The 20,011-nt window shown below is 50.4% G+C and carries 18 protein-coding genes; 17 read left to right on the forward strand and 1 reads right to left on the reverse strand.

Going from position 1 to position 20,011, the window contains the following annotated elements; all coding sequences use genetic code 11:
* Nucleotides 1–15: 15 nt before the first annotated feature.
* The 4 genes from B0D95_RS03310 (at nt 16) to B0D95_RS03325 (ending at nt 7,215) form a co-directional block, all read left to right on the forward strand.
* A complete protein-coding gene (locus B0D95_RS03310) occupies nt 16–2,025 on the forward strand; it encodes a PAS domain-containing protein (RefSeq protein ID WP_078042568.1) in 2,010 nt (669 codons plus the stop codon).
* Nucleotides 2,026–2,306: 281 nt separating this feature from the next.
* On the forward strand, nt 2,307–3,485 hold the full coding sequence (locus tag B0D95_RS03315) for an efflux RND transporter periplasmic adaptor subunit (protein WP_168172391.1): 1,179 nt from the start codon (nt 2,307–2,309) through the stop codon (nt 3,483–3,485).
* A 5-nt stretch (nt 3,486–3,490) separates the two neighbouring features.
* Nucleotides 3,491–6,628, forward strand: a complete 3,138-nt coding sequence (locus B0D95_RS03320; protein WP_078042570.1) for an efflux RND transporter permease subunit — start codon at nt 3,491–3,493, stop codon at nt 6,626–6,628.
* Nucleotides 6,625–7,215: a TetR/AcrR family transcriptional regulator gene (locus B0D95_RS03325; protein ID WP_078042571.1), complete on the forward strand. Its 591-nt coding sequence runs from the start codon at nt 6,625–6,627 to the stop codon at nt 7,213–7,215. Before B0D95_RS03320 ends, B0D95_RS03325 begins: the two co-directional genes overlap by 4 nt.
* Nucleotides 7,216–7,296: 81 nt before the next feature.
* On the opposite strand, the gene B0D95_RS03330 is transcribed toward B0D95_RS03325, so the two are convergent.
* Nucleotides 7,297–8,100: an inositol monophosphatase family protein gene (locus tag B0D95_RS03330; protein WP_078042572.1), complete on the reverse strand. Its 804-nt coding sequence runs from the start codon at nt 8,098–8,100 to the stop codon at nt 7,297–7,299.
* A 231-nt stretch (nt 8,101–8,331) separates the two neighbouring features.
* Here B0D95_RS03330 and trmJ point away from each other — a divergent pair, with 231 nt between their 5' ends.
* The 13 genes from trmJ to pilW all read left to right on the forward strand — a co-directional run bounded on the left by trmJ (nt 8,332) and on the right by pilW (nt 19,987).
* Complete coding sequence (gene trmJ / locus B0D95_RS03335) at nt 8,332–9,171, forward strand: tRNA (cytosine(32)/uridine(32)-2'-O)-methyltransferase TrmJ (protein ID WP_078042573.1); 840 nt, start codon at nt 8,332–8,334, stop codon at nt 9,169–9,171.
* Nucleotides 9,172–9,331: 160 nt separating this feature from the next.
* The gene (gene iscR / locus B0D95_RS03340) at nt 9,332–9,820 is read left to right on the forward strand and encodes a Fe-S cluster assembly transcriptional regulator IscR (protein WP_078042574.1); all 489 of its coding nucleotides are present in this window, start codon (nt 9,332–9,334) and stop codon (nt 9,818–9,820) included.
* Nucleotides 9,821–9,862: 42 nt separating this feature from the next.
* On the forward strand, nt 9,863–11,023 hold the full coding sequence (locus B0D95_RS03345) for an aminotransferase class V-fold PLP-dependent enzyme (RefSeq protein WP_078042575.1): 1,161 nt from the start codon (nt 9,863–9,865) through the stop codon (nt 11,021–11,023).
* A gap of 33 nt (nt 11,024–11,056) precedes the next feature.
* Complete coding sequence (sufB, locus tag B0D95_RS03350) at nt 11,057–12,493, forward strand: Fe-S cluster assembly protein SufB (protein ID WP_078042576.1); 1,437 nt, start codon at nt 11,057–11,059, stop codon at nt 12,491–12,493.
* Between the two features lie 110 nt (nt 12,494–12,603).
* Nucleotides 12,604–13,353, forward strand: coding sequence for a Fe-S cluster assembly ATPase SufC (gene sufC / locus B0D95_RS03355; RefSeq protein ID WP_078042577.1), 750 nt, complete (start codon nt 12,604–12,606; stop codon nt 13,351–13,353).
* A 2-nt stretch (nt 13,354–13,355) separates the two neighbouring features.
* On the forward strand, nt 13,356–14,669 hold the full coding sequence (sufD, locus tag B0D95_RS03360) for a Fe-S cluster assembly protein SufD (RefSeq protein ID WP_078042578.1): 1,314 nt from the start codon (nt 13,356–13,358) through the stop codon (nt 14,667–14,669).
* The gene (locus B0D95_RS03365; RefSeq protein ID WP_078042579.1) at nt 14,662–15,891 is read left to right on the forward strand and encodes a cysteine desulfurase; all 1,230 of its coding nucleotides are present in this window, start codon (nt 14,662–14,664) and stop codon (nt 15,889–15,891) included. Before sufD ends, B0D95_RS03365 begins: the two co-directional genes overlap by 8 nt.
* Before the next feature lie 49 nt (nt 15,892–15,940).
* Complete coding sequence (locus B0D95_RS03370) at nt 15,941–16,303, forward strand: iron-sulfur cluster assembly accessory protein (RefSeq protein ID WP_078042580.1); 363 nt, start codon at nt 15,941–15,943, stop codon at nt 16,301–16,303.
* Between the two features lie 25 nt (nt 16,304–16,328).
* Nucleotides 16,329–16,865 carry a putative Fe-S cluster assembly protein SufT gene (gene sufT / locus B0D95_RS03375; protein ID WP_210403676.1) on the forward strand — a complete coding sequence of 179 codons (537 nt, stop codon included), beginning with the start codon at nt 16,329–16,331 and terminating at the stop codon, nt 16,863–16,865.
* 38 nt (nt 16,866–16,903) lie between these two features.
* Nucleotides 16,904–17,326 carry a SufE family protein gene (locus tag B0D95_RS03380; RefSeq protein WP_078042581.1) on the forward strand — a complete coding sequence of 141 codons (423 nt, stop codon included), beginning with the start codon at nt 16,904–16,906 and terminating at the stop codon, nt 17,324–17,326.
* Between the two features lie 176 nt (nt 17,327–17,502).
* Entirely contained in the window at nt 17,503–17,928 is a 426-nt protein-coding gene (gene ndk, locus B0D95_RS03385) for a nucleoside-diphosphate kinase (protein WP_078042582.1), read from the forward strand.
* Nucleotides 17,929–17,967: 39 nt separating this feature from the next.
* Nucleotides 17,968–19,143, forward strand: coding sequence for a 23S rRNA (adenine(2503)-C(2))-methyltransferase RlmN (gene rlmN / locus B0D95_RS03390; protein ID WP_078042583.1), 1,176 nt, complete (start codon nt 17,968–17,970; stop codon nt 19,141–19,143).
* A gap of 61 nt (nt 19,144–19,204) precedes the next feature.
* Entirely contained in the window at nt 19,205–19,987 is a 783-nt protein-coding gene (gene pilW / locus B0D95_RS03395; protein ID WP_078042584.1) for a type IV pilus biogenesis/stability protein PilW, read from the forward strand.
* Nucleotides 19,988–20,011: the final 24 nt, after the last annotated feature.

A 20,011-nucleotide genomic window follows, 5' to 3' on the forward strand; every position in this document is an offset into this window, starting at 1 on the left:
AGATAACAAGATCCTATGATTGAACACATCAGTTTTAGTCCGTCTTTGCAAACCAGCGATAACCTTGAGTTATTGCGTGAGACTGTTGGCCGCTTCCAGCGCATTTTTAATGGTAGCGGTTATGGTTTTTGGGAGTGGAATCTGCAAACCCAGCATATTGAATGGTCAGGCGGATTCTGGGAGCGCTTGGGTTATGGTGCTGAAGATGCCGAAAGCATCAGTGACTCCGCCAAGGTGTTGATGTACATGCACCCGGACGATCACGATTATGCTATCGAGGCGACACGTCAGCATTTGCGCACGGGAAAACCGCTGGATGTGTCATATCGCATCAGAACCAAGGCGGGCGATTATATTTGGACCCAGGTGCGGGCAGATTCGCTGCGCGATGAAAATGGTCACGCGACCATTATGTCCGGCGTGAATTTCGATATCACCGAAATTAAAAAAGTAGAAGCGGCACTACGCGAGAGTGAGGCGCGTCAGGTGCGTATTATCCAGGCGTCCAGTGATGGTATTTGGGAGTGGTATGCTGACCGCGGCGGCTTCCATTTTTCCCATCGCTGTTGGGAACTGCTGGGCTACAACGATTTGGATGATGTGCTGACGGAGGGCGAGGATCGCCTCAAAATCTGGCGCAAGCATATTTTTCCGCAAGATCTGCCTATTTTTGATAATGCCTTGATTGAGCACATGGCAGGGCGTGCGCCCTTTGATGTTGAATACCGGTTGATCAGCCAGCAAGGCGATATTCGTTGGATTCGTGGGCGTGGTCGTGCGGTGTTCAATGAAAATGGGCAGCCGATCATGATGTCTGGCAGCAACATGGATATCACCGAAATCAAGCGCGCAGAAGAGCGTGTTATCCAGGCCAAAGAGCAGGCCGAGAAAGCCAATCGCGCCAAGTCTGAATTCCTCTCCAGCATGAGTCACGAGTTGCGCACGCCACTCAATGCCATCTTGGGATATACCCAGCTGTTTGAATACGACGGTAATCTCAGGCCCCAGCAAATCAACAATGTGCGCGAAATTCGCAAGGCTGGCGAACATCTATTGCAGCTGATAAGCGATGTATTGGACTTGGCCAAAATTGAATCGGGCAATATGACTGTATCGCTTGAGCCGGTGTTGGTATCGCGCTTGATCAGCGAATGTTTCACTCTGGTGCAGCCGCAGGCCGATGCCAAAGGAATTCGCCTCATGGCAACTCTGGCGGAGTTCAATAATACCTATGTGGTCGCCGATAATGTGCGCGTCAAGCAAGTGTTGCTCAATCTTTTGAGCAATGCCGTTAAATACAACCATGTGGGTGGCGAGGTTGAAGTTCGGCTGGATATGCAGGACGGTCAGCAGTTGCGCATCAGCGTACGTGACACGGGGCGCGGTATTCCCTTGCAGCGTCAGAATGAAGTGTTTCAGCCGTTTAATCGCCTGAGTGCAGAAAACTCCAATATTGAAGGTTCCGGCGTAGGTTTGGTGATTACCAAGCAGCTTGTTGAAATGATGAAAGGGGTGCTCGACTTTGTCAGTGCGGAAGGGCAGGGAACCACCTTTTGGATCGATTTCCCAGTGGCGACAGAATGGAATGATGAGCCCATCAAAAAAGCATCAACCCACAAAGACTATGCACCGGCTACACTGAATGTAAAACGTCACTGCAAAGTTCTGTACGTGGAAGATAACCCCACTAATGTACGGTTGTTGCAACAGATATTTGAGCGTTATCCGCAGCTCTCCCTGGAGATAGCTGAAGAGGCGTTTTTAGGGATTTACAAGGCGCGCAGTATTAATCCGGATTTGGTCATTCTGGACATTAACCTGCCGGGTATGGATGGTTATGAGGTATTGAGCGTATTAAAGAATGATCCCACTACGTCCTTTATTCCGGTAATAGGGTTATCTGCCAATGCCATGCCTTACGACATAGAGCGCGGGCGCAATGCCGGTTTTTTTGACTATCTCACCAAGCCTGTGGATATCCACAAGTTGATCGATGTATTTAACAAGCTCTTGCAGGACGGGTAGTTACTTGCCAGCCAAATACTGCTCTGTTTGAGGGTGCCGTTTTTTTATTTCTTGGCATGTCTCTTTGCCGTTTTTCGGGGATGGCTTGTGGCTCATCCCGTCAGGCTCTGTTCTCCGTGGTTGCATAACAGTTAATTAATGCAAATTTATGAGGTGTTTGGCCATCTGACCACTATTATTCCAAAAATGAACATTTGTTCATTTTTGGGCGTGTTTCCCTTCCCGGTATTGATTGTTGTGTCCTGATCCAGATTATGGTCGCGACCTGTTTAAAGGAGTTCATGATGTTATCCAATCCCTTTTCCTCTGTTGCTGGACGCTATTCGTTATTTGCGGCTGCCGGCTTGGTTGCCCTGTGTTTGTCAGGTTGTGATAACTCCACATCCGGCGCGGGTATGACCCCACCGGGTGCCCCGGAAGTGAGCGTGATTGAAGTTGCTGCCAGTGATGTGCCTCTGCAGACTGAATTGCCTGGCCGTACTTCGGCCTACCGAAAAGCAGAAGTGCGTCCTCAGGTGGGCGGTATTATCCAGAAGCGTCTGTTTACCGAAGGGGCTGAAATTAAAGCGGGCAGTGCGCTCTATCAAATAGATCCAGCTACTTATCAGGCGGCGCTGACCAGTGCACAGGCTGAGTTGTCGCGCAGCCAGGCAACGCTTGCGGCGGCAGCGGCTCGCGAATCCCGCTACAAGAATTTGGTTGCTGCTAAAGCCATTAGCCAACAGGATTACGACGATGCCTTAGCCACGTTGAATCAGGCCAAGGCTGGTGTTGCGGTTGCCAAATCCGCGGTTGAAAACGCTACGATTAATTTGAGATATACCCGTGTATTAGCACCTATTGATGGCGTTATCAGTAAATCAGCCGTTACCGAAGGTGCTTTGGTCAGTGCCGGTCAGGCGGATGTATTGGCCAGTATCCTGCAGCTTGACCCTATTTATGTAGATGTTTCCCAATCTGCCGAGGAGTTGTTGCAACTGCGTCGTCAGATGAGGAGCGGTCAGGTCACTGTGGCAGATAGCGCCAAGGTGCGTCTGATTCTGGATGATGGCAGTGTGTATGAGCACGAAGGGCAGTTGCAGTTTGCCGAGGTCGGGGTGAATGAGTCGACCGGCACGGTTAATTTGCGGGCGCAATTCCCTAATCCTGATCGTTTGTTGCTCCCTGGAATGTTTGTGCGTGCCCAAGTGGATGAAGGTGTACGCAGCAATACCATTCTGGTGTCTCAGCGCGGTATTGCACGCGATCGCACCGGAAGTGCGACAGCCATGGTGGTGAATGCAGAGGGGATTGTTGAGCAGCGCCAACTGACAACCGGGCGCGCTATTGGTGATCAGTGGTTGATTCTAGATGGTTTGGCTGTAGGCGATAAGGTGATTGTGGAAGGTTTGCAAAAAGTGAAACCAGGAATTCCGGTTAAGGCTGTTCCAGCATCCAGCACCAAGGCTTCCGGGGAGTAAGACGTATGGCCAAGTTTTTTATTGATCGCCCGGTATTTGCCTGGGTTATTTCTATCATCATCATGCTGGCGGGGGCCTTGTCCATCTTCAAGCTCCCGGTTGCCCAGTACCCTGAAGTGGCGCCACCTGCGGTCAGTATCAGTGCTTCTTACCCTGGAGCATCTGCGCAAACGGTGCAGGATACGGTAATCCAGATTATTGAGCAGGGCTTAACCGGTATCGACAATGTGCAGTATATGTCGTCGACCAGTGAGTCCAGTGGTCGCGGTGAAGTGACACTGACCTTTTTGGCGGGCACTGACCCGGATATCGCCCAGGTGCAGGTGCAAAATAAACTGCAAACAGCTATGCCATTGTTGCCGCAAGAGGTGCAGCAGCAGGGAATTCGGGTGACGAAATCCTCCGCAGGTTTCCTGATGGTTATCGGCTTTGTGTCAGCTGACGGTCGGATGGATAAGTACGATATCGCGGACTATGTTGCCGCAAACGTGCAGGATCAGCTGAGTCGTGTAAACGGCGTTGGCCAGATCACCCTGTTTGGCTCGCAATATGCGATGCGTATCTGGCTTGATGCCAACAAACTCGCGACCTACAACCTCACCAGTACCGATGTGGCCAGCGCGATTCGTGCGCAAAATGCGCAAATTGCAGCGGGTGAATTGGGTGGTACACCATCGTTACCCGGTCAGGAAATTAACGCCAGTATTGTGGTGCAAACGCGCCTGTCTACACCGGCAGAGTTTGGCAATATTTTGCTGCGGGTGAATCAGGATGGCTCGCAAATCCGTTTGGGCGATGTTGCCCGCATTGAATTGGGTGGCGAAAACTACCAATTTGAAACTGAGTACAACAATCGTCCAGCGGCAGGTATTGCGATTACGCTCGCATCCGGTGCCAATGCGCTGGATACCGCTAATGCAGTTCGTCAGCGTATTGCAGAGTTGCAGGGCTTTTTCCCCCAAGGGTTGGAGATTGTTTACCCCTACGACACCACGCCATTTGTAAAACTCTCGATTGAGTCGGTAGTGCATACGCTGATTGAGGCAATCATCCTGGTGTTTTTGGTGATGTACCTGTTCTTGCAGAACTTCCGTGCCACCTTGATTCCTACCATCGCTGTGCCTGTTGTCTTGTTAGGTACTTTTGCGGTGCTGTCCGTCTTTGGTTTCTCGATCAATACCCTGACCATGTTTGCGATGGTGTTGGCTATCGGTCTGTTGGTGGATGACGCGATTGTCGTGGTTGAAAACGTTGAGCGGGTAATGGCCGAAGAAGGGCTCTCGCCGCGCGAGGCAACGCGTAAATCCATGCAGCAGATTACTGGCGCCTTGATTGGTATTGCTCTGGTGTTGTCGGCGGTGTTCGTGCCTATGGCCTTTTTTGGCGGTTCCACCGGCGTTATTTATCGCCAGTTTTCGATCACTATTGTGTCAGCGATGGTGCTGTCGGTGATTGTAGCGCTCACGCTCACCCCCGCACTTTGTGCCACGTTGCTCAAGCCAGTGAGTCACGATCATTATGAAAAAGGTGGTTTTTTCGGTTGGTTTAATCGCAACTTCAATCGGGCAACCAATGGGTATCAACGTAGCGTGGGTGGCATGCTCGGTAAAACCCGCCGTTACATGCTGATTTACGGTGCGATTGTGATTGCGCTGGGGGTCTTGTTTATGCGCTTGCCCAGCTCATTTTTACCCGATGAAGATCAGGGCATTATGTTTACCCAAATGACCTTGCCCGTGGGCGCGACTAAAGAGCGTTCGATGGTGGTGATGGATCAGGTGGAAAAATACTATCTGGAAAACGAATCAGATAATGTTCGCTCGGTCTTTTCGGTTATCGGCTTCAGTTTTAGTGGTCGCGGCCAAAACAACGGCATCGCCTTTGTGGGCATGAAAGATTGGAGCGAGCGTACTGATGACTCCCAGCATGTGCAGAGTGTTGCGGCGCGGGCGATGGGTGCTTTCTCGAAGATTAAAGACGCCATGGTTTTCCCCTTTGTTCCGCCAGCGATTACGCAGCTCGGCACCTCGTCCGGCTTTAACCTCCAACTGCAGGACTTGGGTGGCTTGGGTCATGAGGCGATGATGCAGGCGCGTAACCAACTGCTGGGTATGGCAGCGCAGGATGCACGATTGGTAGGCGTGCGCCCCAATGGGCAGGAGGATAATCCGCAGTTCAAACTGGACGTGAATCAGGAAAAAGCGGCAGCACTGGGGGTTTCACTTAGCGATATCAATTCCATTTTCTCCACTGTGTGGGCAGCGTCCTACGTCAATGACTTTATTGATAAAGGGCGTGTGAAAAAGGTTTATATGCAAGGTGATGCTCAATACCGCATGCTGCCGGAGGATGTTAAAAACTGGTATGCCCGCAATAATAAAGGCGAAATGGTGCCATTCTCCGCGTTTACCTCAGGGCGTTGGATTTATGGTTCGCCGCGTCTTGAACGCTACAACGGTGTGCCATCGCTCAATATTATCGGCCAGGGCGCTCCGGGCGTAAGCTCGGGTGATGCCATGCTTGCGGTGGAGGAAATTATCGCCAAGTTGCCAGCCGGTATTGGCTATCAGTGGACGGGTATGTCTTTGCAGGAGCGTGAGTCCGGTAATCAGGCGCCGCTGCTCTATGCCTTGTCGATTCTGATTGTATTTCTCTGTTTGGCAGCACTTTACGAGAGCTGGTCGGTGCCTTTCGCCGTGATTCTCGTGGTGCCGCTAGGGATTATCGGGGCGGTGTTGTTTGCGATGGCGCGCGGCTTATCCAACGATGTGTATTTCCAGGTAGGCTTGCTAACCACTATCGGGCTGGCGGCCAAAAACGCCATCCTGATTGTCGAGTTCGCCAAAGCGCTCTATGAACAGGGGATGGATTTGGTGCAAGCAACTATGGAAGCGGTGCGTATGCGGTTGCGTCCTATCATCATGACATCCCTGGCATTTATGTTGGGTGTGACACCGCTGGTGATTAGCACCGGTGCTGGCTCCGGTAGCCAGAATGCGATTGGTACAGGTGTATTTGGCGGCATGTTCTCTGCAACGGTCCTGGCTATTTTCTTTGTACCGGTCTTTTTCGTGGTGGTGTTTCGCTTGGCGCAGCGCTGGTTCCCAGCGCCTCCTCGCACAGACGAGTCGGTCAAAGAATGAGTTCGGCTATCACCCAAAACAAACGTGAGGTGATACTGGAGGCCACCTTGGCCTTACTGGCGAGCCGTGGTTTCCACGGCTTCTCCATCCGCGATGTTGCCAAAGAAGCGGGGGTTGCCACAGGCACTGTGTATTTGTACTTTGAGGATCGCGAGGATCTGATTAAAAACTTGCACAGCCAAATTATTGAAACCGTCAGCCAGGAAGTCTTTGTCACTGTCGGTCAGGAGGAATCCTTGTATCAGCAGTTTCAGGGGATGTGTCGGCGGTTTTGGGGGTTGTTCCAACAGCAGCCGGAGATGATTTTAAGCAAGGGGCAATTTGATCACTTGCCAGCGGACTCGTTGCGCAGTCGTCACGAAGAGGCAAAAGTGGTGTTAGCACCGCTGTTCACCTTTTTTATTCGCGGGCGTGAGCAGCAGGTCTTAAAGGATTTTCCGGATGAAATTTTATTCTCGTTAGCCTTTGAACCCTATTTTGAAATTGCGCGTAAATCCCTTCAGGGGTTTGTTCGTGTTGATGATCAAATGCTGGAACAAATTATCAGTGCCAGTTGGGATGCTATTGCAAAAAAACCTGTAGGCTGAGCGGCGTCATTCAGTAATAAAAACGGCGAGTCATTCCTGGCTCGCCGTTTTTATTACTGGATTCGGATAATCGACATCACTTTATTTCAAGTGACCAAGATTTTTCTGCACGATTTGCAGGATTGGCTTAAATACCTTGGGCGCTCCGCACACTATGTGGCCAGTTTCCAAATAATCTGCACCGCCATTAAAGTCGCTGATCAAGCCGCCTGCTTCTTTAACCAGCAAAATGCCGCCAGCAATATCCCATTCGTTTAAATTCATTTCCCAGAAGGCATCAAAACGGCCCGCTGCGACATAAGCCAAATCCAGCGCCGCAGAACCACAGCGACGAATACCGGAGGTTTGTCCGGCAATTTCCTGTACACAGGCGAGGTAGGGGCCAATGTGTTCTAGTGCATAACCGCTGAATGGAATACCGGTGCCAATCAGCGCGCCTTCAAGGTTGCGACGAGTAGAAACACGCAAACGGCGACCATTCAGTGCTGCACCACGGCCGCGGCTGGCGGTAAATTCTTCGCGTTTAATCGGGTCGATAACAACGGCGTGTTCGATCTGGCCTTTGTATTTGCAAGCGATGGAGATAGAGAAGTGAGGAACCCCATGAATAAAATTGGTGGTGCCGTCCAGCGGGTCAATAATCCATTCGTAGTCAGGATTCTTACCAGGCTGATGGCCGCCTTCTTCACCGCGGATGCTGTGATCGGGGTAGGCTTTACGGAGGTGGTAAATGATTTCTTTTTCCGCGGCTTTATCAACTTCAGTGACATAGTCGTTGCGGCTTTTGGTTTCGATTGTCAGCAAATCAACGCGTTCAAAGGCGCGTTCAATCAATTCGGCAGCTTTGCGACCAGCGCGCAAAGCAATCGTTAACATGGGTTCCATAAAGCACCAATTAATGGGCTGCTGCAGTATCACTGTTGATACGCGCGGGCCAGATTGTTCAGGGGGTGGGGATTGTAAAAGAGCGCGGCCGCAGGTGTCATAAGTACCTCTCGCCAAGGGCGCGCAGTATAGCGGTAAGTCGTCACTAGAGGCTAGTCATAAGTGACTGTATACTGCGCGCCTTTTTGTTAATTGCGCCTGTTGTTGCGCGCCAGTCACCGAGAATTGCCTATGTCAGCCCAGCCTTTTGCCAACATCCGTATCGTTTTGGTTAACACCAGTCACCCCGGCAATATCGGCGGCGCGGCGCGGGCGATGAAAAATATGGGCTTGTTGCGCCTGTATTTGGTCGCCCCGCAGGAATACCCATCAGATAAAGCCGTATGGCGCTCCGCCGGTGCAACAGATGTGCTGGACAATGCCGTTGTCGTTGAGACACTGGATGAAGCGATTGCCGGGTGCAGCCTGGTGGTGGGTACCAGCGCCCGCGAACGTCGTATCCCCTGGCCCTTGCTTGATCCGCGCCAATGCGGTGAGAGTGTCTGGGCAGAGGCGGCCAGCCATGAGGTGGCGTTGGTGTTTGGTCGCGAAGATCGCGGCTTGACCAATGAGGAACTGCACAAGTGCAACTATCATGTGCATATCCCCGCCAACCCTGACTATAGCTCGCTTAATCTGGCAACCGCCGTGCAGGTAATTAGCTACGAAATTCGTATGGCTTACCTATTAGCTGCAGAAGGAAAGACTTTGCCCCAGCATCAATGGGATATGCCCCCCGTTGAAGCCCAGGCGATGGAGAGTTACTACGAGCATTTGGAGCAAACTCTGGCCGAATTGGACTTTCTGGATCGCGACAACCCCAAACAGACCATGACCCGGTTACGTCGCCTTTATAACCGTATTCGCATGGATCAAATGGAGCTGAATATTCTGCGAGGTGTGCTGACCGCAGTGCAAAATTATGTCCATTACAGCGGGAAAGTGATGACCAAGTTTGGTCTCAAACCTGGCTTGGATAGCATGCGCGACCTCACCAAAGAGGTCAAACCGAGAGATAAATCGGCTGAATAGCCCAATAAAATCAAAAGGATAGTAGGGCTGGCCGATAATGGGTGTTGGAAAAACGCTAATACCTGAGTAAAATAGTCGGAATTAAATCGGCGGGCGATTATTATCCGCTATCGCTAACCACGCCTTCCACTGGCGCCTTGTTGCTACGGGGTTCAGCTGCATGAGACTCACCACCAAAGGACGTTATGCCGTGACGGCAATGCTGGACCTGGCACTGCACAGTGATCAGGGGCCTGTCAGCCTCGCGGATATCTCTGTACGACAGGGCATTTCCCTGTCGTATCTGGAGCAACTTTTCGCCCGTTTGCGTCAATTCAAATTAGTGAAAAGCGTGCGTGGCCCGGGCGGTGGTTATCAGTTGATGGGTAGCACAACAGAGATCTCCGTTGCGCAAGTGGTCGATGCCGTCAGTGAATCCCTGGATGCAACTCGCTGTGAAGGAAAAGGTAACTGTCATGAGGGCGAGGTGTGTTTAACCCATCATTTGTGGGAAAACCTGAGTGAGCAAATCCACCGTTTCCTCAGCGACATCACTCTCGCTGATCTGGTGGCCCGCAAGGATATTCGCGCCGTCAGTGAGCGCCAGAATCAGCGGCTTTTATCGGCCCAACATGACAACAGCCATATTGCGGTGAGTGAAATTAATTAATCGCACCAGCCCAACCATTTTAGTCTCAAGGTATTCAAGGTTTTGCGTAAACCCGTTTATTTAGATTATGCCGCCACTACGCCCGTGGCCCCTGAAGTCGCTACACGCATGGCGCAATGCCTGACGCTGGAGGGGAATTTTGCCAACCCTGCGTCCCGCTCCCATGTCTATGGCTGGCAAGCAGAAGAATTGGTAGAAGAGGCGCGGGCTCAGGTTGCGCAATTAATTAACGCTGATCCACGCGAAATTGTATGGACCAGCGGCGCCACCGAGGCTAATAACCTTGCACTCAAAGGAATTGCAGAAAGCTATCGTGCGGCCCATCCGCAGGGTGGCCATATTGTTGTTTCAGCAATAGAACACAAAGCCGTGCTCGACCCTGTGACATGGCTTGAACATCAGGGGTTTAGCGTTACCCGGTTAGTGCCAACGCCAGAGGGGATCGTCACTGGCGATGCACTCACTGCCGCACTGCGGGCGGATACGTTTTTAGTGAGCATCATGCAGGTCAACAATGAGCTGGGCTGCATCAATGATATTCAGTCCCTGGCGGCGATCTGTAATGCCCGTGACATTTTATTTCATTGCGATGCGGCGCAAAGTGCCGGAAAAATCGCAATCGATGTCAGGGCGTTGAATGTGGATTTGCTCTCGCTGTCGGCACATAAATTTTATGGCCCCAAGGGTGTTGGTGCGCTGTATGTGAAGCGTGCAGCCAATGTAAAAGTGAGCGCACAAATTCACGGTGGTGGACACGAGCGCGGTATGCGTTCCGGCACCCTGGCAACCCATCAGCTAGTTGGAATGGGGGAGGCGGCCAAATTGGCGCAGGCGCATCTTGTTGCGGATGCTGAACGTATCAAAGCCCTGCGCGATCATTTATGGCAAGCAATCGCGTCCTTGCCCGGTGTAACACGCAATGGTTCCAGCAGTGCCTGCGTGAGTGGCATCTTGAATGTCGCCTTTGGCAATGCTGATGGCGAAATGTTGTTGCTGTCGCTGCGTGAATTGGCTATTTCCAGTGGGTCAGCGTGCAATTCAGCCAGTATGTCACCCAGCTATGTGCTCAAAGCCATAGGGCTGAGCGATGCGGCAGCTCAAGCATCGTTGCGTTTTAGTATTGGCCGTTATACCACGGCTGAAGAAATTGAATTTGCGATTGAACATCTGCGCAGTGTGATCAGCAAACTGCAAAAGGCCTAGTGTTTTCAGGTCGCCGCAAACAAGGTAATTATCATGTCTGAACAAGTCGAACAGCTCATCAAAAAAGAATATGCCGCTGGTTTTCATACGGCGATTGATGCAGAAACCTTGCCTCCTGGCTTAAACGAAGATGTGATTCGTTTTATTTCCGCCAAGAAAAATGAGCCAGAGTGGTTGCTGGAATGGCGCCTTAAGGCCTATCAGTCATGGCTTGAGATGAGCGAGCCGGAGTGGGCTCACGTTAAATATGACGATATCGACTTTCAGGCGGTGTCCTATTACTCCGCGCCAAAATCCATGGATTCCAAACCCAAAAGTCTGGATGAAGTTGACCCGGAATTACTGCGCACCTACGAAAAGCTTGGCATTCCCTTGCATGAGCAAGCGGCATTAGCGGGCGTTGCCATGGATGTGGTGTTTGACTCTGTGTCAGTCGTGACAACCTTTCGTGAAAAATTACTCGAAGTCGGTGTGATTTTTTGTTCAATCAGCGAAGCGGTGCATAAGTATCCCGAGCTGGTTAAAAAATACATTGGCTCTGTAGTGCCGCAAAAAGACAACTACTATGCCGCGCTAAATTCAGCCGTCTTCTCGGACGGTTCCTTTGTATACATTCCCAAAGGCGTGCGCTGCCCAATGGAGTTGTCTACCTACTTTCGCATCAACGAGCAAAATACCGGTCAGTTTGAGCGCACATTGATTGTTGCTGACGAAGGCTCCCATGTGAGTTATCTCGAAGGCTGTACGGCCCCCATGCGCGATGAAAACCAATTGCATGCGGCGGTTGTTGAATTGATCGCGTTGGATAACGCCGAAATCAAATATTCAACAGTGCAAAACTGGTACCCGGGCAACGAAGAAGGCAAGGGCGGTATTTACAACTTTGTGACCAAGCGCGGTGTATGTCACACCAATGCCAAAATTTCCTGGACGCAAGTTGAGACAGGTTCTGCCGTCACCTGGAAATACCCCAGCTGTATTTTGCGTGGCGATAACAGCGTAGGCGAATTTTATTCCGTCGCCTTGACCAATAATTATCAGCAGGCCGATACCGGCACCAAGATGATTCACATCGGCAAAAACACTCGCTCGACTATTATCTCCAAGGGTATTTCGGCAGGCAAAAGTTCCAACGCTTATCGCGGCTTGGTGCGCATCAACCCGGGCGCCGAAGGGGCGCGCAATTACACCCAGTGCGATTCGCTATTGATCGGTGATAAATGCGGCGCGCATACCTTTCCTTATATCGAAAGCAGAAATCCCTCAGCAGTTATTGAGCACGAAGCGACTACATCAAAAGTCAGTGAAGACCAGATGTTTTTGTGCCAGCAGCGCGGGTTGGATGCAGAGAAGGCCGTTTCCATGATTGTGAATGGTTTCTGCCGCGAAGTATTTAAAGAGTTACCCATGGAATTTGCCGTAGAGGCTGGAAAATTGCTGGAAGTGAGCCTTGAAGGTTCTGTTGGTTAGTCGGGTGATAAGGCTTTGCCTGTGAGCATTTTTTGGCAATCCAAAAAACGCGCTCCTACAAAAACCAGAAATTGAATTTACCGTGTTAGAAATTATCGGACTGAAAATTTATGTTATGCATTACTGATTTGTTTGCACGCGTTGAAGATAAAGAAATTATCAAAGGGTTGAACCTGACCATCAAACCCGGCGAGGTTCACGCCATTATGGGGCCTAACGGTGCGGGCAAAAGTACATTGGGTAACGTGCTTTCAGGTCGTGACGGCTATGAAGCAACGGCCGGTACAGTCAGCTTCAACGGTAAGGATTTGTTCGAGCTGGACATTGAAGAGCGCGCGCGTGAAGGGTTGTTTCTGGCGTTCCAATATCCGGTGGAAATTCCCGGTGTAAGCAACATGGAATTTTTGAAGGCTGCCGTTGATGCCAAGCGCAAGCATCATGGTCAGCCGGAACTGTCAGCCATTGAATTTATGAAAATGGCGCGCGAAGCCAGCAAGCGCGTTAATCTGGACCAGGCTTTTTTAAAGCGCGGTGTGAATGAAGGCTTTTCCGGTGGCGAGAAAAAGCGCAACGAAATTATGCAAATGATGTTGCTTGAGCCGAGCTTGTGCATCCTCGATGAAACCGACTCCGGTTTGGATATTGATGCCCTGCAAGTTGTTGCCAGCGGTGTCAATGCAATGCGTTCACCGGAGCGCAGCTTTATTGTTGTGACTCACTACCAGCGTCTGCTGGATTACATAGTGCCGGATTATGTCCACGTATTAGCTAATGGACGTATTGTTAAAACCGGTGGTAAAGAGCTGGCGCTGGAGCTGGAAGAAAAAGGCTATAGCTGGCTTGAAACCGAGGCCGTATAACCATGACCGATTTTCAACAACAGGCGATCAAACTAGCCGCGCAACAACAGCCTTTGGCATGGTTGGAGCATTTCCGTGCACTGGCTGCCAATGAGTGGTTGGCTCAGCCTTGGCCTACGCGCAAAACAGAGCATTGGAAATACACACCGCTTCAGGGGTTGCAGAAAACACAACTGACTTCCTGGGGGGGTGCTGGTATTGCGGCAAATCATGTGCAAAGCGAGTTTATTCCGCTGGATGCGCATCGCTTGGTATTTGTGAATGGCGTGCTTGATGTTGCCAACTCAACGATGGAATCAACTTATCTGGTGCGTTTTTCACAGGCCAGTGCAGAGCAGCAGGCATTAATCCAAACCCATTTGGGCAAGATTGTGGAGGGCGAGCGCCATTTGTTTGCCACCTTGAATAATGCCTGGCTGGATGATGGTGTATTGCTGCATGTGCCGCGCAACCAACGACTCGATAAGCCGGTTTATATCGTCAATATCGCAACGGATACTTGTGCGGCCAATCAGCGGTTGTTGATTGTGCTGGATGACAATGCTCAAGCGGAAGTGATTGAGCATTACTTTTCGCAGGCAGATATTCAGGACGGTTTTGCCAACTCGCTGACTGAAATCCACATCGGCGATGGCGCTCAGCTGCAGCATTATCGACTTAATCTTGAAGCCGAACAGGCTCAGCATATTGGTGCTGTGCATGTGAATTTGCAGCGCAATGCACGCCTGCGCGGATTCGCCTTGGCGTTGGGTGCCCGTGTGATGCGGATTGATTACCAAATCAATCACCGCGGCCAAGGGGCCGAGCTGGATTTGCAGGGTATTTACGTGCCGCGCAACCAGCAGGTTGTGGATTATCACACCAATGTTTGCCACTGGGTTCCTCACTGCACGTCCAATGAAGTATTTCGCGGCATTATCAGCGATTCGGCTCAAGCTATTTTTAATGGCCGTATCTACATTCACAAAGACGCACAAAAAACCTTGGCTGAATTGAGCAATAAAAATTTGCTGACATCCAACAAGGCAGAAATTAATACCAAGCCAGAGTTGGAAATTTATGCCGACGATGTGAAGTGTGCTCATGGTGCGACGATTAGCCAGCTCAATGAAAATGCACGCTATTACTTGCAAAGCCGCGGGCTGTCGCGTGCAGATGCGGATGTCATGTTGAGTTTTGGTTTTATCAATGAGTTGCTGGAACAGATTGCCCAGCCAGCAGTGCACGATTATCTGCAGCCGCGCCTTGCGGCCCTGTTTGGGCGTGATATGAGTTTGCATACCGCTGCCGGTATGGCGGAGCTGAGCAATGACTAAATCCGGATTCGATGTAGAGCGGATTCGCGCTGACTTTCCGATCTTGCATCAGCAAGTAAATGGTCAGCCGCTGGTGTATTTGGATAATGCGGCAACAACGCAAAAACCGGAGCAGGTGATAGCTGCAATCAGTGATTACTATCGCACGGACAACAGCAATGTGCATCGCGGTGCTCATGCTTTGGCGGATCGCGCCACAGTAAAGTTTGAAGCGGCGCGCGAAAAAGTAGCGCAATTTTTAAATGCACCCGCGGCAAAACAAATTATATGGACTCGAGGCACCACAGAAAGTATTAATTTGGTTGCTGCCTCTTGGGGTAAGGCTAATTTAAAACCGGGTGACCGGATTCTGGTATCGGCGATGGAGCATCACGCCAATATAGTGCCCTGGCAATTTGCTGCCCAGGCTACAGGCGCGACGCTTGAACCTATTCCCGTAGATGCTCATGGCAATATCAATATGCTGGCGTTCGATAGCATGTTGGATTCCCATGTGAAAATGGTTGCCGTAGGGCATGTTTCCAATGCAATGGGAACTATTAACCCGATCGAGAAAATCATTACTCTGGCCCATGCGGTGGGGGCGCGAGTGCTGATTGATGGCGCGCAAGCGGTGAGCCATTGGGCGGTGGATGTGCAGAAACTCAATTGTGATTTTTATGTTTTTTCTGCCCACAAATTATTCGGCCCAACAGGCTTGGGTGTGCTCTACGGTAAGGAAGATTTACTCAACTCCATGCCACCTTATCAGGGCGGCGGGGAGATGATCGAAACTGTTTCTTTTGCGGGCACAACATTTAATCAGTTGCCTTATAAGTTTGAAGCGGGCACACCGGATATTGCCGGTGCGATTGGCTTGGGAGCCGCGATTGATTATTTAAATGCACTGGATCGCGTTGCTGCCGCTGAGCATGAGCAGGCATTATTGGCTTATGCAGAAGAAAAAGCGCGTGCAACGTCCGGGCTGACATTGGTGGGTACTGCTCCCCACAAAACCTCGGTAATGAGTTTTTTAATTGATGGTGCCCATCCTGCAGATGTGGGTGTGTTGCTTGATAAGCAAGGCGTTGCCGTGCGCACAGGCAATCACTGCGCCCAGCCAATCATGGATCAGTTTGCCATTCCGGGTACTGTGCGCGCGAGTTTCAGTTTTTATAACACCTTTGCTGAGGTGGATCGTTTATTCGCAGCGATTGAAAAAGCAAAAACGTTTTTAGTCTGATGATGGCTTCTATCATCCTGAGTAATTGTGATGTTTGTCGGAGTAGATCATGAGTATCGCTTCATTTGACCCGCAACAAGACACTGTAGTTGTTACGCCTGCGGCAGCGGCGCACTTCAAGCGTCAGCTCAGCACCAGTAAAGAACCTGCAACGGCGGTTAGGCTGAGTGTTAAGCAGAGCGGCTGCACTGGCTGGAAATATGTTGTTGATCTGGTGGCTGAAGGTAAGCCTGATGATTTGCATGTGCCCTTGGCAGACGGTGTTGAATTGTTGGTGGACGTGAACAGTCTGTCGGTGGTTAGTGGTACGGAAATCGATTATGTGACTGAAGGTGTGAATCGCCAGCTTCGGTTCAATAATCCGCGCGTTAAGGATTATTGCGGCTGTGGTGAAAGTTTTAGTGTTAATTAACGGGCGCTGTGCCTAGAGAATTTCTATGTCTGAAAGACGCATGGTGGTTGCCCAAACGGATTGCCCAGCACGGCGCGTGCCCGATGGGACGCCATTGACTATTCCCGAAGGGACCTTTGTCACCATCACCCAGGCATTGGGTGGCAATTACACGCTGACCTATCACGGGCAAATGGTGAGAGTTGATGGGACCGATGCCCATCGGCTGGGTTTGGAGCCTACTCATATTGAGTTTCCCGCGCCGCTTGATGATCAAATTATCGAAGCACAGGTCTGGCAGGCGCTGGGCAGTGTTTATGACCCGGAAATTCCGGTTGATCTGGTGAATTTGGGGCTTATCTACGCCGTGAAAATAGACCAGCAGGCCAAGCAGGTTGATATACAGATGACCCTTACCGCACCTGCTTGTGGTATGGGGCCAGTGTTGGTTGGCGATGTCGAGTACCGTGTGCGCTTGGTGCCCAATGTCAAATCCGTCAAGGTTGAACTGGTGTTCGATCCGCCATGGCAGCGCCATATGATGAGCGAAGAGGCTCAATTGCAAACCGGTATGTTTTACTGAGTTGCCTGTTTTACTGATTGCTACCGCCAGGAATACACATGACCCAATTTGGTATAGATGTCACGGCTGAGGATATTGTCGATACCCTCGGCTTCTTTGATAACTGGGAAGAGCGCTACAAGTACATTATTGACCTGGGCAAAGAGCTGCCACCAATGGATAGTGCATTGCGCAATGACCAATATTTGGTTCGCGGTTGTCAGAGCCAGGTATGGCTAGTGGATGAGTGGCGTGACGGAAAGCTATTTTTTCAGGCGGACAGCGATGCTTTCATCGTCAAGGGGTTGCTTGGTGTGGTCTTGGCAGCATTTAACGGCAAAACGCCCGGTGAAATATTGAGCGTTGATATAGATGCCTATTTTGGCCAACTGGATTTATTGCAGCATTTGAGCTCCACCCGGGGGAATGGTCTCAAGGCGATGGTCAAGCGCATTCAGGAGCGGGCAAGCAGTGCCAACTAGTCGTCTCCCTGGCAGATAATCCTTAGCCGATTTTGTTTATTAATCAAATAGCTAGCATATAAAAATAATGTAAACCCGCGTATAATTCGCGGGTTTTGTATTTTGTAGGCCCTGAATCGCTGGTTGCGGCGTAGAAGGAGCTAGTCTAACCGGAAACATTGTGTGTGGAGTCTCTCATGGCTGTTGAACAAACCTTATCAATTATCAAGCCCGATGCTGTTCGCAAGAATCTTATTGGCGCCATCGTCTCTCGCTTCGAGCAGGCGGGTTTGAGCGTCGTCGCCCAGCGCATGTTGCTGTTAAGTCGTGCCCAAGCTGAAGGGTTTTATGCCGAGCATCAGGGCAAGCCTTTCTTTGATGGCTTGGTAGATTTCATGACCTCTGGCCCTGTGGTTGTACAGGTGCTCTCGGGCGAAAACGCTATTGCCCTGAATCGTGAGTTGATGGGTGCTACTGATCCTGCTAAAGCGGCACCAGGCACCATTCGTGCGGATTATGCTGAAGCGATCAACAAGAATGCGGTGCACGGTTCCGACTCACCTACATCCGCTGCGCGCGAAGTGGCTTATTTCTTCGCGACCCATGAAGTGAATCTTCGTTAATTACCCCTTAGCCCTAATTTTGTTTACAGGTATTGAGCCATGACTGATGTATCCACCTCCATTACTTCCGCTGATGCGGTTGCAGAGGGCTCTGCCAAAGTAAACCTCTTAGGGCTGCCGGAAGCCAAGTTGGTTGCTTTTTTTGAATCCATCGGCGAGAAAAAATTTCGTGCTATCCAAGTCATGAAATGGATTCATCAGTTGGGTGCCGATAACTTTGAAGACATGACCAATGTCAGCAAAGACTTGCGGGCGAAATTAAAAAATATTGCCGAAATTCGCTTGCCCGAAGTAGTGCAGCAATTTGACTCAACCGATGGCACGCGCAAGTTTCTGATTCGTGTCAGTGGTGGCAGCGTTATTGAAACGGTATTTATTCCTGATGGTGATCGCGGCACCTTGTGTGTTTCCTCCCAAGTGGGTTGCTCATTGGATTGCAGTTTTTGTGCAACGGGTAAACAGGGTTTTAATCGCGATTTGACCGCCGCTGAAATTATTGGCCAGGTATGGATTGCTGCAAAATCGTTTGGACAATTACAGGCAAATGGCCCGCGTCGTGTTACCAATGTGGTGATGATGGGAATGGGGGAGCCGCTGCTCAATTTTGATAATGTTGTCGACTCAATGAACCTGATGATGCACGACAACGCCTATGGTATTTCCAAGCGCCGCGTCACCTTGAGCACCTCTGGTGTGGTTCCCCAGTTGGATCGCTTGAGTCAGTACACAGATGCCTGTCTGGCGATTTCCTTGCATGCGCCTAACGATGAATTGCGCAATGAATTGGTGCCCATCAACCGCAAATACCCGATTGCCATGCTGCTTGATTCTGCCAAACGTTATATTTCTGCAATGCCGGATACGCATCGCAAAATTACCATCGAATACACCTTGATCGATCAAGTCAATGACCGCCCCCATCATGCCCACCAGTTGGCGGAACTCCTGCGCGATGTGCCGGTCAAGATTAACCTTATTCCGTTTAATCCGTTTAATTTGTCCAACTACAAACGCGTCAGTAACAATGCGCTGCGTAAATTCCAGGACATATTGATGGAGGCTGGCTATATCACCACGGTGCGTACTACGCGCGGTGACGACATAGATGCAGCTTGTGGTCAGTTAGCGGGGCAGGTGAATGATGTGACGCGTCGCAGTGAGCGCTATCGCGCGCAATTTGATGAAATTCAAGCAGTGAAGATTGTTAACCAGTAGTTGTATAAAAACAGATTGGCTTCATTAACATCAGTAAGCTTAATTAAGAGTAGGTGTGTTCATGCAAAAGAATAAACTACATAAATTGCTACAACTGTTGCTAGTCGGTATAGCGAGCGTGGTACTGCTTGCTGGTTGTGTATCTGATGGCAAGGGAAAACCCAATCGCCCTGTTGATAAAGTTAAGTCTCTGGAGTTACACATTAAGCTGGCGCAAGGTTACATCGACAGGGGAAATCGTGAGTCTGCACGGCATCATCTGCGTAAAGCGGCAGAGATAGATCGTAATTCGGCAGACGCTACCGAAACCATGGCGCGCCTCTACCAATTAGAGGGTGAGCCCGCACTGGCAGAAGAGTCGTTCAAAAAAGCGATTAAAGCCAAAAAGAATTTTACCTTGGCGCGCAACAACTACGGTGTCTTTTTGTTTGGTGCCAAACGCTATGAAGAGGCATTGGAACAATTTGAATTGGCTGCGGAAGATCTGGATTACACTGGTCGCGCATCTACTTTGGTAAATGTGGGAAGAACGGCGTTGTTGCTCGGCAAAAACGAACGTGCCAAAGCTGCACTTGAACATGCTGCTGTACTTGATCGCAGTTTGGGCGATGCACAGATTGAGTTGGCCGATATCAATTTTCAAAATCAGGAGTACGCCGCTGCTAAGCAGCATCTTGATCGCTATCAAGCGCTGGGGCAGGTTACACCGCGTTCACTCTTGTTAGGTATCCGTTTGGAACGTATTTTTGGCAACAAGGATAAAGAGGCCAGTTATCTTTTAATGTTAAAAAATCGTTTCCCTTATTCAAAAGAATATCTTGAATATAAACAGACGATGATGTGAGGCGATTCGCGATTGTTGTAGGCA

It is taken from the genome of Cellvibrio sp. PSBB023, from assembly GCF_002007605.1.
In the GTDB taxonomy this organism is placed as follows: Bacteria; Pseudomonadota; Gammaproteobacteria; order Pseudomonadales; family Cellvibrionaceae; genus Cellvibrio.